This is a genomic window from Laspinema sp. D2d (genome assembly GCF_025370755.1).
Lineage (GTDB): Bacteria > Cyanobacteriota > Cyanobacteriia > Cyanobacteriales > Laspinemataceae > Laspinema.
In genome coordinates this window covers 69,322-83,518 of record NZ_JAMXFC010000009.1, presented here as the reverse complement: position 1 = coordinate 83,518, position 14,197 = coordinate 69,322, and the positions used below count along the sequence as shown (strand labels likewise).

At 47.7% G+C, this 14,197-nt stretch carries 15 protein-coding genes; 8 read left to right on the top strand and 7 right to left on the bottom strand.

The features are described from left to right. Positions 1–44: 44 nt before the first annotated feature. Positions 45–950 carry a pentapeptide repeat-containing protein gene (locus NG796_RS08820; RefSeq protein ID WP_261205538.1) on the bottom strand — a complete coding sequence of 302 codons (906 nt, stop codon included), beginning with the start codon at positions 948–950 and terminating at the stop codon, positions 45–47. Between the two features lie 521 nt (positions 951–1,471). On the opposite strand from NG796_RS08820, the gene NG796_RS08815 reads away from it, so the two are divergent. From NG796_RS08815 to NG796_RS08795, 5 genes are all read left to right on the top strand, one after another. Then, a complete protein-coding gene (locus NG796_RS08815; RefSeq protein ID WP_261205537.1) occupies positions 1,472–2,521 on the top strand; it encodes a YdcF family protein in 1,050 nt (349 codons plus the stop codon). Between the two features lie 342 nt (positions 2,522–2,863). After that, complete coding sequence (locus NG796_RS08810; protein WP_261205536.1) at positions 2,864–4,609, top strand: ABC transporter ATP-binding protein; 1,746 nt, start codon at positions 2,864–2,866, stop codon at positions 4,607–4,609. A 275-nt stretch (positions 4,610–4,884) separates the two neighbouring features. Next, positions 4,885–5,649, top strand: coding sequence for a peptidyl-prolyl cis-trans isomerase (locus NG796_RS08805; RefSeq protein ID WP_261205535.1), 765 nt, complete (start codon positions 4,885–4,887; stop codon positions 5,647–5,649). A 315-nt stretch (positions 5,650–5,964) separates the two neighbouring features. Next, positions 5,965–7,299, top strand: coding sequence for an IS701 family transposase (locus NG796_RS08800; protein ID WP_261205534.1), 1,335 nt, complete (start codon positions 5,965–5,967; stop codon positions 7,297–7,299). A 329-nt stretch (positions 7,300–7,628) separates the two neighbouring features. After that, positions 7,629–9,731 carry a hypothetical protein gene (locus NG796_RS08795; protein ID WP_261205533.1) on the top strand — a complete coding sequence of 701 codons (2,103 nt, stop codon included), beginning with the start codon at positions 7,629–7,631 and terminating at the stop codon, positions 9,729–9,731. Positions 9,732–9,887: 156 nt separating this feature from the next. Here NG796_RS08795 and NG796_RS08790 read toward each other — a convergent pair whose 3' ends face one another. The 6 genes from NG796_RS08790 to NG796_RS08765 form a co-directional block, all read right to left on the bottom strand. Continuing rightward, positions 9,888–10,007, bottom strand: coding sequence for a photosystem II reaction center protein J (locus tag NG796_RS08790; RefSeq protein WP_015150284.1), 120 nt, complete (start codon positions 10,005–10,007; stop codon positions 9,888–9,890). 69 nt (positions 10,008–10,076) lie between these two features. Continuing rightward, a complete protein-coding gene (locus NG796_RS08785) occupies positions 10,077–10,199 on the bottom strand; it encodes a photosystem II reaction center protein L (RefSeq protein ID WP_207086231.1) in 123 nt (40 codons plus the stop codon). A 15-nt stretch (positions 10,200–10,214) separates the two neighbouring features. Further along, positions 10,215–10,349 (bottom strand): cytochrome b559 subunit beta, encoded by a 135-nt coding sequence (gene psbF / locus NG796_RS08780; RefSeq protein WP_261205531.1) that lies wholly within the window; start codon positions 10,347–10,349, stop codon positions 10,215–10,217. Between the two features lie 24 nt (positions 10,350–10,373). Next, positions 10,374–10,625 (bottom strand): cytochrome b559 subunit alpha, encoded by a 252-nt coding sequence (psbE, locus tag NG796_RS08775; protein WP_261205530.1) that lies wholly within the window; start codon positions 10,623–10,625, stop codon positions 10,374–10,376. Between the two features lie 140 nt (positions 10,626–10,765). Next, positions 10,766–11,770 carry a photosynthesis system II assembly factor Ycf48 gene (locus NG796_RS08770; protein WP_261205764.1) on the bottom strand — a complete coding sequence of 335 codons (1,005 nt, stop codon included), beginning with the start codon at positions 11,768–11,770 and terminating at the stop codon, positions 10,766–10,768. 124 nt (positions 11,771–11,894) lie between these two features. Next, entirely contained in the window at positions 11,895–12,230 is a 336-nt protein-coding gene (locus NG796_RS08765; RefSeq protein WP_261205529.1) for a rubredoxin, read from the bottom strand. Positions 12,231–12,575: 345 nt separating this feature from the next. Here NG796_RS08765 and ndhC point away from each other — a divergent pair, with 345 nt between their 5' ends. The 3 genes from ndhC to NG796_RS08750 are packed head-to-tail and all read left to right on the top strand — an operon-like array spanning position 12,576 to position 14,183. Continuing rightward, the gene (gene ndhC, locus NG796_RS08760; protein WP_261205528.1) at positions 12,576–12,938 is read left to right on the top strand and encodes a photosynthetic/respiratory NAD(P)H-quinone oxidoreductase subunit C; all 363 of its coding nucleotides are present in this window, start codon (positions 12,576–12,578) and stop codon (positions 12,936–12,938) included. Next, positions 12,929–13,666, top strand: coding sequence for an NADH dehydrogenase subunit K (locus NG796_RS08755; protein ID WP_261205527.1), 738 nt, complete (start codon positions 12,929–12,931; stop codon positions 13,664–13,666). Before ndhC ends, NG796_RS08755 begins: the two co-directional genes overlap by 10 nt. Further along, positions 13,659–14,183 (top strand): NAD(P)H-quinone oxidoreductase subunit J, encoded by a 525-nt coding sequence (locus tag NG796_RS08750; RefSeq protein WP_261205526.1) that lies wholly within the window; start codon positions 13,659–13,661, stop codon positions 14,181–14,183. The genes NG796_RS08755 and NG796_RS08750 overlap by 8 nt, the downstream gene beginning before the upstream one ends. Positions 14,184–14,197 lie beyond the last annotated feature (14 nt).

The window sequence follows — 14,197 nt, the reverse complement described above, 5'->3', positions numbered from 1 at the left end:
TCCGGGCGATCGGGAAGGGGGACCGCAGTTGCAACCCACAGGGATTAATAGAGAGTCCCGAGAGTCATGGACGGAGAAAAAGCTGCACTGTCAGAGGTGATCGCCGCACCATACTGTTGCATCGCCCCTTCTACATCATTGAAACTCCGAAATTCTGCGCCATCGTAAGTCGCGCCGGAGAAGTTGGCATCCCGCAGATCCGCATCCGTGAAATCCGTCCGGGTCAAATTCGTAGAATTTAACCGAGCTTGATTTAATAACGCTGAACTTAAATCCGCCCCGGTTAAATTCGCGCCGGTGAAATTTACCCCGCGCAGTTTAGCATCTGTAAAATTTGTAAACCTCAGATTCGCCCCAGCGAGATTGGCACCACTGAGCTTGGCCTCACTCAAATTTACCCCATCGAGATCCACCCCATTCAAATCCACCCCATTCAAGAAAGCCCCGCTGAGATTCACCCCGGTTAATTGCACCCGATCCAGGATGGCACCGCTCAACCGGGCACCACTCAGATTGGCCCATTTCAAATTGGCTCCAGTTAAGTTCGCACCGCGCAGGTTCGCCCCTTGGAGATTGGCCCCACATAAATTGGCCTCTCGCAAATCTGCCCCTCGGAGATTGGCGCTGATCAGATTTGCCCCACTCAATTTGGCGTGATTTAACTGGGCTTGGACCAGAAAGGAACCCTGGAGATCCGCCTTTGTCAGATTGGCCTCGCTTAATCGGGCGTCACTGAGTTTGGCAAAATTAAGATTAGATCGATTGAGGGCAGCACGAGTTAAATTGGACTTGGTTAAAAACGAGCGAGCGAAATTCACGCCTTCAAGATAGGCACCCGTGAGGTTAACCCCGATCAGGGTCACCCCCATCAATTGAGCTCCACGCAAGTCTAAACCCGAAAAGTCTCTAATTCCCTGTTCGTAAAGGGTCAGCCAATGATTAATAGTCATAGGGGTGCTATTTGTATCAACCCAACACTTGGGAGGAACTGAGGATTTTAATTTTAATTGCTCAACTTCTATCAAGTATGGCGCGGTATTGGAGGATTAATCGAGGATTTTTTATTAATCTTTGTAACACTTTCATGCCATCGATTAAATGATTCTTAATCAGTTTAGAGAAAATAACGAATTCCATCGGTTAACTGCCAAGACAGACCGTCGATGGGGCCGCCACTCTGCCTCTAAGGAAAGAACTGGCATCCGGGAGTCGGCTTTCTCGCGGCTCTAAATTCGATCTTACTGCGGTTGACCTTCAGAAAAATTTAAGAAACTCATAGATTTGTCAACAAAAATGTAACAAACGAGAATACCTCCGAATAAATACTTAAATTTCCCGGCGATCGCCCGGTTTACCCCAGACTTAGACCTGAGTTTTCCCAGAGTTCATTGTTTTTACTGAATTACCGCCGTAGGAGCATACAGAAGATGATTCGATCGCCCTTTAACTTGCACCTTGAGGACGTCCAGCAATGTTTCTAGTCATAACCCAGCTTCTCCTATGGGTGGTTGTCGCCCTCCTCATCTGGTATGTCCTCCTCCAGCTTATTCCTCGGGAATACCTAACCTGGCTCGGGGGCGCAATCCTGTTAAGTATTATCGTCTTAGCATTCTTCTTTCCCACGGAACAAGGGGTTGCTACCCTGTGGTACATTCTCTCGTTTCCCCTACGACCCCTAGGATTGTGCATCGTTCTCTTATGCACGGCTACCCAAAGGCCGAAACAGCGACAGCCTTTGGTTTGTGCCGCCCTCGCTGTCTTGGTTCTCTGTAGCGTTCCTTGGTTGGCTCAACACTATCAATATTGGCTAATTGGCTCTAATTTCCCCATCGCCTCGGTTTGTCAAGCCCAAGGAAACCCTAATCTGGTCCCGGTTGTCGGTCGTCCCGAAGCGATCGTCCTCTTATCCTCGGGGATTTCCCAGCCTTCTTTGCCCTATCAACCCGAATTGGTAGAAGCAACCATGAGCGATCTGATCGTCACCACCGTTCGTCAGTACCAACTCCAGCAACAGGTAGGACACTCCCCTCGGGTGATTATCGCCGCTCGACCCCAACCCTTTCCCTGGCAAGGGGTGAGCGCTCCTTGGTATTCGGTTAACTCCACGGATATCCTTGAAGCGGACATCATTAGAAGCCTGTTAATTGCCCAAGGCGTCTCCCCTACTCATATTTTTGTTTTAAATAAGGTCGAAAATATCCGGCAAAGTGCCGAAGCCGTTGGAGAACTCCTCCCTCCACGAGCTAACCGTAACCCTCGGGTGATCCTCGTCGCCTCAGTTTTGCACTTACCGAGGGCCAGCCTCTCCTTTGAAAGCCTCAATCTGGAAATCATCCCGCGATCGCCGAGTTTGTACCCCGAAATCTGTGCCTTAAAACAAGCTCGCACCGGCATTTATGACATCATCCCCAATGCCACCAGCTTGGCCCTCACCAGCCGCGTAGTCGAAGAATTCTACACCTTGATGTACTATTTCCTCCGAGGTTGGGTCGAACCTTGTGCGCGCTGCTTGTCTAAATAACTTGGGGCGATCGGGGGATAGGGAGGATGGGGGATAGGGAGGATTGGGGGGATAGGGAGGATGGGGGGGATAGGGGAGATTGGGGGGATAGGGGAGATTAGGGGGAGCGCTATCGAGATTAGGTGAAGCGCTATCGAGATTAGGTGAAGAATAATCCTCCCCATCTCCCCCATCCTCCCCACCTTCCCCATCCTCCCCATCTCCCCCATCCTCCCCATCTCCCCCATCCTCCCCATCTCCCCCATCCTCCCCATCTCCCCCATCCTCCCCATCTCCCCAATCTTCCCCATCCCCCCGATCGCCCTCTACACTAAAAGAGGGGTAAAAACATATCAATTCGACATGGCTCGCTCAAAACTTCAAAAACTGGCCTCTTATATGCGTCCCCACTGGCAGAATGCCTTAGTGGGGGTGGTGGCCCTATTTATCGTCAACGCTTTGGGGGTCTACATTCCCCTGCTGATTCGCAATGCAGTGGATGAACTCGAAGTCACCTTTAGCTTCGATCGCATTCTGTATTTTGTTGGCATCATCCTCATCCTAGCCTCTCTCATGTGGGTAATTCGGGTCGTCTCCCGAATGTATCTATTTGGGGTGGGACGGCAGGTAGAGTTTGACCTCAAACAAGGCATTTTTCAGCACGTCTTGACTCTGGAACCGGCCTATTTTGCCCTGAACCCACCGGGCGATTTGATTAACCGTGCCACCTCGGATGTGGACAATATCCGGCGTCTGCTGGGATTTGCGGTGTTGAGTCTGGTGAATACGATTTTTGCTTATGGATTAACCCTGCCGGTGATGTTGGCGATTAATGTCAAGTTGACCCTGTGGGCTGTGGCGGTCTATCCGTTTATGCTGATGATCGTGCAGTTATTTAGCGATCGCCTCCGCACTGAGCAATTGGAAGTCCAAGAACAACTCTCGGGACTCAGTGACTTGATTCAAGAGGATATGAGCGGGATTTCTTTGATTAAAATCTATGCTCAAGAAGAAAACGAACGCCTTGCTTTCCGCCAACTCAATCAACAATATTTACGGGCGAATCTCAAATTAGCGCAAACCCGAAGTTTTCTGTTTCCCGTCTTAGGGGGATTAGCCAGTATAAGCTTACTGGTATTACTAACGTTTGGTGCCGGGGCGATCGCCGATGGGGTAATTTCCGTGGGGGATTTCATCGCCCTGTTATTGTATGTCGAACGCCTAGTGTTTCCCACTGCCCTTCTTGGATTTACCATTACAGCGTATCAACGGGGAGAAGTGAGTATCGATCGCATCGAAGCTATTTTTGAAGCGAAACCAAAAATTCAAGATACACCGGAGGCGATCGCGCTGACAGAACCGGCACAAGGTCATTTAAGAGCCAATCACCTCACCTACCGCTATCCCGAAGCACAAATCTCCGCCCTGAATGCTTTAAGCTTTGAGATTACTCCAGGTGAGACGGTGGCGATCGTCGGTCCCATTGGTTCCGGGAAATCGACCCTTGCCAATGCTATCCCCCGCTTACTGGATATCAACCCTGGACAACTGTATCTCGATGGCAAAGATATCACCACCCTCAAACTAGAAACCCTACGGGGGAATATCGCTTACGTTCCCCAAGAAAGCTTTTTGTTTAGCACATCTATCCGGAACAACATCCGGTATGGGAAACCTCTCGCGGAGGACCCAGAAATCATCGAAACGGCCAAACAAGCCCAAATTCACCCAGAAATTCTCAATTTTCCTCAACAGTACGAGACATTGGTGGGGGAACGAGGGATTACCCTTTCAGGAGGACAGCGCCAGCGCATGGCCCTCGCTAGAGCCCTGCTGATGGATGCGCCCTTGCTGATTTTAGATGATGCCCTTTCTAGTGTGGATAATCAAACGGCAACGGATATTCTCAAAAATCTCTCCTCGGGGACACAGCGCAAAACGGTGTTGTTTATCTCGCACCAAATGTCCGCTGCTGCCTCTGCCGATCGCATTTTTGTCATGGATCGCGGGGCGATCGTCCAAGTTGGCACTCACACTGAGTTAGTCGAACAACCGGGTTTGTATCAGCAACTGTGGAATCAGCAAAAGCTAGAAGCACTCTTGAAATAAGCTGGAAAAGCAGTCTCTTAAAGCGTGACTCTAGTTCTTTCTCCTGCTCATTTCTCTCGGGGATAAGCGTGCTGATTCCCCTTCAGTCCAGATTTTCTAGGACTTTGGTACAGGAGGAAATGGGAAGACGAACCGGGGTTTTTCACACCATAACTTATGCGATCGCGCAATCCCTCGGGGAGCAAAACCCGGTTTCTTCTCCCCCCGCTTGAATCCTGAATCCACTTCCTACGCTACTCTAAATCTGGGTATTCTTTGCAGTCCTTTTTGAATGAATGAACATGGAAACGGAAAAATTTATCACCATTGATGACGAAACGATTTCACTGCGGCAAGCCCTCGGGTATCTGCGAACCAGTGGCGACCTGCAACAGTTTATCATGAAGATTCTCAGGCAGCACGTCATCGAACAAGAGTTGCAAAGCCAAGCTGATTTAGAAATTGATGCCTCCCTCTTAGAACAGGCAATCATTAACTTTCGCCTCCAAAATCAACTGGTGCAATCGGACCGCTTTGACCAATGGTTACAAAGTCAAAGCCTAACTTATGGGACTTTTCGTAATCAGTTTGCCGCTGGGTTAAAAATTGAAGAAATCAAAACTAAAGTCACCGCTGAAAAACTGGAAGACTATTTTCAAAAAAATCAGCAAGCTTTTGAGCAAATTGTTCTCTCCCGAATTGTCGTAGAACAATATGATAAAGCCGTAGAACTCAAAGCTCAACTCGAACAAGCTGGGGCGAGTTTTGAAGCCCTCGCAAAAGAACATTCCATCGCCGGAGAACGGGCCTATAATGGCATGATGGGAGCGATTTTGTTCAGTCAACTTCCCCCCGCCATTCGCGATGCAATTTCCAACACTCAACCCGGAGAGATTATGGGTCCATTAGAATTGGAAGGCCGCTACAGCTTATTGCGCCTAGAACAACGGATTCCTGCCACCCTAGAGGGCCAACTCAAACGCCAGCTTCAAGAACAATTATTTGAGCAGTGGTGGCAAAGCAAACTACAAAATAAAAACGTCAAGTTGCAGGTTGAATAACTCAGAAAATTAAAACTGAGTAAACCTTTATATACCAGAATAAAAGACCGAGTTTCTTGATAAAATATAGACTGATTGTCAAATATTTTATCAAGAAACTCGGTTTATATTTGGGGGAAAGTGATTAACTTTTCTTGAACGTGTGCAAGGCTTTTTTATCTCTATTTTATAATTTTTGCAGGGGTTGGAGGGTAAAATTAACAATATAAAATATTATTTTTGTTTAATCACTAATAGTGTGATGTCATCATATCCCTCTTCTGTCACTCTAGGCAGAGTATAATAAAAAAAACGGCTGAAAGCCAGAGCAGGACCATGATTGCCCCAAAACAAGCCAAGCCCACCCACCCTCTAATTGATGAATACTGTAAAAACTATAAAAGCCTGTTTTCAAATGTTAGGACTTATGAGGCATTTAAGAATATTCATGTAGAAATATTATCCGAAATAAAACGAAAAAGTTTACCAGAAATCGCGAAAGTTTTGGGACTAGAAAACGCCCAGGGGTTACACCATTTTCTAACTCGCTCTCCTTGGGACATTCACCAGCACAGAAATTCGAGAATCCAGCTCATTTTAAATCATTTAAAAGGTCGAAGAATTCGGGTGATTATTGATGAAACAGGAGACCCTAAAAAAGGCAAAAAAACTGATTATGTAGCTCGGCAATATATCGGTCGATTAGGAAAGGTAGAAAACGGAATTGTATCTGTAGTTGCTTACGGATTAATTGATGGAATAACTTTTCCAATCCTCTTTGAAGTTTTCAAGCCTCAAAAGTGCTTAAAAGCGGGAGATGTTTATAAAACTAAACCTCAAATTGCCGCCGGATTAATTGAAGAGATGGTCCACCTTGGTTTCCAAATAAAATTGGTATTAGCCGATAGTCTTTATGGAGAAAGTGAGGCATATTTTTTGAGCAAACTGGAGGAATTAGGACTCTTGTATATCGTATCAATCAGGAGTAATCATGGAGTCTGGCTACCTGAAGGACAAAGCATTTCAGCCAATGAATGGACAACATCTACCCGGAATATGAGTCAGGGTAAAACAGAAACTCGCTATATAAGAGAGGTTATTTTTGGTGAAAAAGGACGGAGAACTTATTGGAAACTCACAACAGATAAAGAAACTTTGCCGAAAAACTCAACAAGTTTTGTGATGAGCAACATTCCGAGCCTTAATTATAAAAATGTAGGGGATATATACGGAGATAGAACTTGGGTTGAATATGGATTTAGGCAATGTAAGTCTGAGTGGGGATGGGCCGATTGGAGGCTGACTCATTACTCGGATATCGAAAAATGGTGGGAACTTGTCTGTAGTGCTTATTTGCTTGTTACTTTGACCACTGCTCCTTTTAAGTCTTCAGCAACAAGTTCGGAGACTCCAACCTCAAAAATTTTTAGGTCTTCGGTCACTCAACATCCTCATTGGAATCATCAAACGAATTGGAAGAGCGCTTTAAATAATCTTCAATTACTCCTCCTGCCGATGCTCGGTTTTAATTCTATTCTCTATTGGTTACAAGTGTTTCCTATTCCTCAGTTATCTTGGGGTTTAAATAGATTAATTTCTTTTATAAATCGGGCTTGTTTCGCTCTTTTCCCTCCTTCGGCTGACGTAGACTTCTTATTTTCTTCTGCCTAAAGTGACAGAAGAGGGATATAATGTCTTTAGCATTTTTTGTCAGGGTGGCTCCAAGAGCCACCCGCTTTTTTACGACTTCTTCATTATCTCAAACAATTGTCCTGTCTGGGTTTCCCCTCCGTTGTCACCCTCTCAGGTTTACAAATCTCTCTTGTCTTGAGTTTGCGTAAGCAGGTTTTGTTAGTGTAGCTGCACCCTTGAGGGTGTAGGGCTTTGTTGATAAAAATGGGCCTTGCCAACTCAAACCGTTGAGGATGATTCCAGATCCGCTCTAGGTGGGTTAAACTGACAGACATAATTGGCAAAAACAACTCAGGCAAGGGTTATCTGTGTCGGAACCGATGGAAGAGTGGGAATTTCTGATCCAGAAAGAAGGCGATCGCTCGTGGCTTTCCGTAGAATCTCCAGAAGTGGAAATTTTGGAAGGGCGCTATCGCATGGTTGCGCGGTGTAGCCGGAATAATGTGCCGGTAGAGATACGGGCGATTTATCAATCGTCGGAAGAGTTTCCGCCGAAGCGTCGGATGCAGAAGCGGGGGACTCGCACCAATGCAGAGGGTTTGATGGTGGTGATCCCGTTTACTCGTCTCAAGCCGGGATTCTGGGATTTTACCTGCTTTCTGGACCAAACGACTCAAGGTTCGATTCGGGTTGAGGTTTTATCCATTGAGGAGGAAGGGGGTAGCGATTTCTCCGGGGGACTGACTTCGGCAGGTTTCGAGGAGGGAACCGAATCGGATCGGGAGGAAGAATTTTCGGAGTTGGAAGGGGTCGATCGCGTCCAAGCTGCGGCAGAAGCGGTGGCAGAAAATGAGGCAGCCGGTGTGGTCCCGGAAGAAAACCCGGTGATTGCGGACCCCTCCCCCCCGGGGAAATTGTACGCGTTTCCCGATCGCATCTCCCCAGTGGCGGAAGGATCCAGAACGAGTCCGCCTTTAGTCCCCCCCTCGCCACCCCAGGTACAACCTCAAAAACTGCCGCCCTTGCAACTGGTGTTGCAGCAGGAAACCTATATGGTGAAATGGGGTAAAGTCTTAACCCTAGAGGGTCGCATTGAGGCGGTTGATGGGAAAGCAGGCGATCGCATTTCCGGTTTAGAATTGCGGGTGATGCTGCAAAATCCCCAGACGGGCGCAAAAATTGTTGAGGTGGAACATCCCTTGTCTCAGGGAACTCTACCGATGTCATTTTCTTGTCCGGTGGAGATTCCAGAACAAACCAAGAGTCATCTGCTGTTAGGAGAAGTGAGTTTGTCTGATAGCAGTGGAACTCGCTTAAGGGCGCGATCGTTTACAATTACGGCGGATTTAGATGACTTACTGGGGGCGATTTCCCCAGACTTGACTGAGGAAAAGCTGTTAGAGCATTCTTGGGAATCGATACATCAGCAGAATGTTGAAGAAATCGATGCCTCGTTTGATGAAATTCTGGAAACGATTAAGAAGAGTCAACCGATTTCCTTTGAACCCTCGGGAAATCAGGTGTTGCCGCCACAGATTGTTAAACCCCAGGCAAAATCACCCCAAGCTGGGAAACCCCTGGATTTGCCAACCTTTAAGCGTCCCCAAGCCTCCCCGCCCGCAGAGGAAGTGAAACCGCCGGATTCCGAGACTGCCACCCCGACAGAACCGGAAACCCCTACTACGAGTGCGCCAGTTCCCCAGGAATTGTCCACTACAGCGGGGGAAACTGAGAGAGTTGTTCCCTCCCCGGAGGTGAAATCAGGACCGGATCCGGTTGCTAAAAAGGGTTCTCCAGTCGATCAAGCGTTTAAATCCTTGCATCTACAGGATCGGTTCTTTTCTCGGTTGAATGCCTTGGCGGGCGATCGCGAATTGTCCGATTGGCTGAAAATTAGTTTTACTCCGGTTTCTGACGAGTCGGAAGACAATCCATTTGAGATGGATGAGGCGCTCTCCGATGAGAATTATGCAGAAGGCTCCAGGAAAAGACCTCCAGAACCGGAAGAAATCGACTGGGAAGCCCGGGAAATTGTCGTGGATGATGAGCTACTCGCGGAAGCCTCGGTTGCCGCTGCCCATGCTAAATCTGAAGGAGCGGCCCTGTTGCTGTTACCAGAAGATCAGCCGGTTCCGAATCCGCGCCTGAGTTTACCCAAGGGAGAATTAAGCGCAGGGCGATCGGTTAAGGTGACGGTGCAACTGCCCCAGATGCTACCTCGAATTTATGTCAAATTATGGGTCCTCGATCGCCAAAGTCGGACCGTTCTGGATGGACCTCATTGGTTAACTCAGTTTTGGCCGACGGGATTTGGGGATGTGGAAGGCAGTCGGGAATTGATGGTGCCTTATGGCAGTTTGCAGGTGCAATTTGAGGCGATCGCGGTGGAAATGCAAACCCAGCGCGAGAGTCATAAAGTGTCCCTTGAACGGCAAATTTCACCCCCAAGTCCACCGAGTTTGCCTCTCTAGGGCAACCGGGCATGGAAGATGGGTTTTTCTGGAATAAAAATACCGCCTGCTGTAAAGTGGGCGGCATTTTTATTCGGGATGGTTAGATTTTAGAGAGTAACCGAGGGCTTTGTTCCAAAATCTAGCATCAACTTTTGAGACAGATAGGACCGAAATCTACATCGAGGAACCTACACCAACGTAGGCTCCATAGAAGAACAGACCCACAACCGTGAGGACACCCATCCCGGCGATCGTACCGATAATCCACAAAGGAATTCTTGTTTCTCCAGACATTAAACTTGCCTCCCCGTTAAAAAATTACTAATTGGGTTAAATCAACTCAAACTAGACAAACTTTACCAGTTAGTTGAAGAAATAACTGGAAAAGAGAATCCCGAGAACGAAGACCAGAAGTAAGCCCAAGTACAGGGAAGTACGATTGAGTTCAACAGGCTGTTTATTGGGATTAGAACTACGTGCTGGCATTGGCTTCTCCTAAACTTATCGTTGAATGAACTGCATCGCCGCGATCGCACCCAAAAAGAATACCGTAGGAACAGCTAGGGTATGAACAGCTATCCAGCGAACGGTAAAAATGGGATAAGAAATTGGCTCGTTTGAACGATTTGTCGCCACGATGGACTACCTCCTGAAATTTATTTACTTAACTATGAAGTCGTTAATCTGGTCTTTCGCATTAAAGCGATCCTGAACGATCGGCACTTCCAAGCGTTCTTGGCTGAAATATTCGTTCGGACGAGGGGTACCAAATGCATCGTAGGCTAATCCAGTGCTGACAAACAGCCAACCGGCGATAAATAAAGCGGGAATGGTGATGCTGTGAATCACCCAATAGCGAATGCTGGTAACAATATCAGCAAACGGACGCTCTCCTGTCGATCCTGTAGACATTCAGATTCCTCCTGTAACAACGCGCAAAATCTTAATCTATGATACAAAACTTCAGAAACCATCACAAGCAAGTTCAGGGAATAAAATCCTAAAACTCCGGCGATCGGGCGATCGCCCTCCGGTTTCTTAACGGCATCAAGTTAGGCCGCTTCCGAGGCCCCTTCATATTTCAACAAAATCCCTTGCTGACCGATCGCAAAACCCATCTCTTCATTCAGGAATAGGACCTTGTAAAAATTAGAAGGCACATCTTCGACCTCACGGTCTTTTGCCCAGGTGAGTCCGCCATCGGTACTCTGGAGTAAGTTGCCACTTCCACCCCCAATCCACAATTCATTAGGGGTCCGGTACGCTAAATCCAGCAGCCCCCAGCTCGTCGAAAACTCAGGATAGATCGCTTCCTCCCAGTTTTCTGGATCCTCTGGAGTGCTAAATTGCAACTGTCCCCCACGAGCCAACATCCACAAATGACCATCCGCAGAAAATCCCATATTTTGGATGCGTCGGGAACTGTTGCGATTATGAGGGACCCAGGCACTTTGACCCGGTTCCCACATCGAGAAGAAGTTTCCTTTGGCAGAGACGGCGATATATTTCCCATCAGCCGAGCGATCGAGATTTCTAATCACCCCAACCGCTTCTTCTACCATTGCTTTCCAGGTTTTCCCACCATCTTGGGTGCGATAGATCGCCCCAACATTGGTAGTCATCTCCGCTGAATTGGACCCTAGAGCAACAATCGATAACGGAGTACCCGGGAGCTTTTCGCTGAGTGCAATTTGTTCCCAAGATTTTCCCGTATCTGTAGTATGCAGCAAAATTGAAGGTTCACCGACGATCCATCCCTCTGACCCGGCAAAACTGACCGAATTCAGGCGAGAGCGTTCGTCATCCAAGCCTAACTGCTTGAGTTCCCAGGTTTTGCCACCATCGGCAGTTTCCAGCAGCGTCGCTTCACTGCCAACTAACCATCCATGCTGGAGGTCATCGGTAAAGCTAATGTCATTGAGGTTAGCTTCTGTGGGTAAAGGGACGACATTCCAAGGGTTGGAACTGACAGAAGGGACCTTACTGCAACTGACACAGAGTAGGACAACTGCCAGCAATGTAACAATTCGTTTCAAACTTTTTAAGATGGAGTCCATCACCTTCAAAATTTATCTATTTCTCAATCATGAACGGGCTTAACACCTAAACCATTGGGGCAATTACCCCGGCAGTTAGCGGCTGGTTCTATCTTGGGGTGAGGGATTCAGCCGAATCAGTTCCTTAGCGTAAACCATACAAACTCAGGAAAAAAATGAATCCCAGTGCCAATGCACTAAAAATCAAAACATTCTTCTGCGCCCCAGTTAGGGTATTGCCCCCAAACCCAAAACCGTAATTTTCCTTAAACCCCGAGGCAGTCCCTTTTGGTCCAATGTTGCTAAATTGTGTGGGTTTGGCCCCACAAACTGGGCAGCGCCAAGTCAGGGGAACCTCCGTAAATGCTGTTCCAGCAGCAATTTTACGGCCATCTCCCTTCTCGGGTTCATAAACGTAGCCGCATGAGCGGCATTCATACTGATCTAGTTCTTCAGGTTGAACGGCTTCTTCAGTATTCATCGAACTCAAAGGATGGGAAGGTCCAAACATTAAAACGATGTTAAAGATTATGACATAGTAGTGAACCGCTTTTTCTGGAGATCGGGTACTGCTTCAATCTTTGCGATCGCCCCCACCCAGACTGCCCCCATCCTCTTCTTTCCGGTTCGTCGTAACAACTTCACTCGTTATCTCCGGTTTGTCGTCACAACTTCAGTCGTAACTACAAACCGGGGATGTCCTATCTTAACGACCTGGCCTTGGGTGGACCCATCACAGAGGAATAGTTCTCTTAGCGGCTGCCTCCACAATTATGTAAAAATGTAAACCAGTCGTACAAGTCCTATCTGGCTAGAGTTACTTATTGTGTTTGTCCTCTCCGGCTACGAATATCTCCTGGGTTTCCTGTTAGTTTGCAGCCTAGTCCCGATCCTGGCCCTCAGTACATCGAGATTAGTGAGACCCAAAGCAGCCTCTCCCGAACGGAGAACCACTTATGAATCTGGTGTTGAACCCATTGGCGGGGCATGGATCCAGTTTAATATCCGTTACTATATGTTCGCCCTGGTCTTTGTGGTCTTTGATGTGGAGACCGTCTTTCTGTATCCCTGGGCTGTCGCATTCCACCGACTCGGCGTGTTGGCCTTTATTGAAGCCCTCATTTTTATCACAATCCTTGTGATTGCTCTCGTGTATGCATGGCGTAAAGGAGCCTTAGAATGGTCATGAAATCTAATTCAACTCCCCCGAATCTGAGTGAAGGACGGCTCATCAACCCGATCGCCAGACCGGAAGTCACTCAGGAACTCTCAGAAAATGTCATCCTCACCACGGTGGATGACCTCCATAACTGGGCTAGACTGTCTAGCCTTTGGCCCCTGATGTACGGCACTGCTTGCTGTTTCATCGAATTTGCGGCCTTAATCGGGTCCCGATTTGACTTCGACCGCTTCGGTTTGGTCCCCCGTTCCAGCCCTCGCCAAGCAGATTTAATCATTACCGCTGGCACGATTACGATGAAATATGCACCGATTTTGGTGCGGCTGTATGAGCAAATGCCGGAACCGAAATATGTAATCGCAATGGGCGCTTGCACCATTACTGGCGGAATGTTTTCGGCAGATTCCCCCACCGCAGTGCGTGGAGTGGATAAATTGATTCCCGTTGATGTCTATATGCCGGGATGTCCTCCTCGTCCCGAAGCGGTGATTGATGCGATCATCAAACTTCGTAAGAAAATCTCCAATGATGCGATCCAGGAACGGGGTCAGATTAAACAATCCCACCGCTTCTACACCCGCAAGCACAATATGAAGGCGGTTGATCCAATTCTGACGGGGACTTATTTGCAGTCTGCCACGCGCCAAAACCCACCGAAGGAGTTAACCGAGGCGATCGGAATGCCGGTACCCCCAGCCCTCAAAGCCAGTCAGAAGAAGGAGGAAAAACGTGCCTGAAGAGAAGAAAGAAAGTCAAGGTTCTGAAGAAAAAATTGTCCCCACGGGGAAAATTTCTAAATGGTTGACTGAAAATGGCTTTCAACATGAAGCCTTAGAACCGGATCATCTGGGGGTCGAAATCCTCAAGGTTGATGCTCAATTTTTGATTCCGTTATCCACAGCACTCTATGCCTACGGATTCAATTATCTGCAATGTCAGTGCGGTTATGATCCAGGTCCGGGACAAGATTTGGTGAGTATGTATCACTTAATTAAGGTCACGGACTTTGCCGATCGCCCGGATGAAGTTCGGATCAAAGTGTTTGTTCCCCGAGAAAATCCCACAGTGCCATCGGTCTATTGGATCTGGAAAGCTGCGGATTTCCAAGAACGGGAATCCTATGATATGTATGGCATCGTTTATGAAGGACATCCGAACTTAAAACGGATTTTGATGCCAGAAGATTGGATCGGTTGGCCGTTACGGAAGGATTATATTTCCCCAGAATTTTACGAGTTACAAGACGCTTATTAAGTTTTGGGAAAATA

Excerpts from the sequence above, each read along its gene's own strand:
- NG796_RS08805 (WP_261205535.1), top strand. The coding sequence starts at position 4,885 with ATGAACATGGAAACGGAAAAATTTATCACCATTGATGACGAAACGATT.
- psbE (WP_261205530.1), bottom strand. The coding sequence starts at position 10,625 with ATGTCTACAGGATCGACAGGAGAGCGTCCGTTTGCTGATATTGTTACC.
- NG796_RS08770 (WP_261205764.1), bottom strand. The coding sequence starts at position 11,770 with ATGGACTCCATCTTAAAAAGTTTGAAACGAATTGTTACATTGCTGGCA.
- NG796_RS08785 (WP_207086231.1), bottom strand. The coding sequence starts at position 10,199 with ATGCCAGCACGTAGTTCTAATCCCAATAAACAGCCTGTTGAACTCAAT.
- NG796_RS08755 (WP_261205527.1), top strand. The coding sequence starts at position 12,929 with ATGGTCATGAAATCTAATTCAACTCCCCCGAATCTGAGTGAAGGACGG.
- NG796_RS08800 (WP_261205534.1), top strand. The coding sequence starts at position 5,965 with ATGATTGCCCCAAAACAAGCCAAGCCCACCCACCCTCTAATTGATGAA.
- NG796_RS08820 (WP_261205538.1), bottom strand. The coding sequence starts at position 950 with ATGACTATTAATCATTGGCTGACCCTTTACGAACAGGGAATTAGAGAC.
- NG796_RS08810 (WP_261205536.1), top strand. The coding sequence starts at position 2,864 with ATGGCTCGCTCAAAACTTCAAAAACTGGCCTCTTATATGCGTCCCCAC.
- NG796_RS08815 (WP_261205537.1), top strand. The coding sequence starts at position 1,472 with ATGTTTCTAGTCATAACCCAGCTTCTCCTATGGGTGGTTGTCGCCCTC.
- NG796_RS08765 (WP_261205529.1), bottom strand. The coding sequence starts at position 12,230 with ATGAATACTGAAGAAGCCGTTCAACCTGAAGAACTAGATCAGTATGAA.
- NG796_RS08790 (WP_015150284.1), bottom strand. The coding sequence starts at position 10,007 with ATGTCTGGAGAAACAAGAATTCCTTTGTGGATTATCGGTACGATCGCC.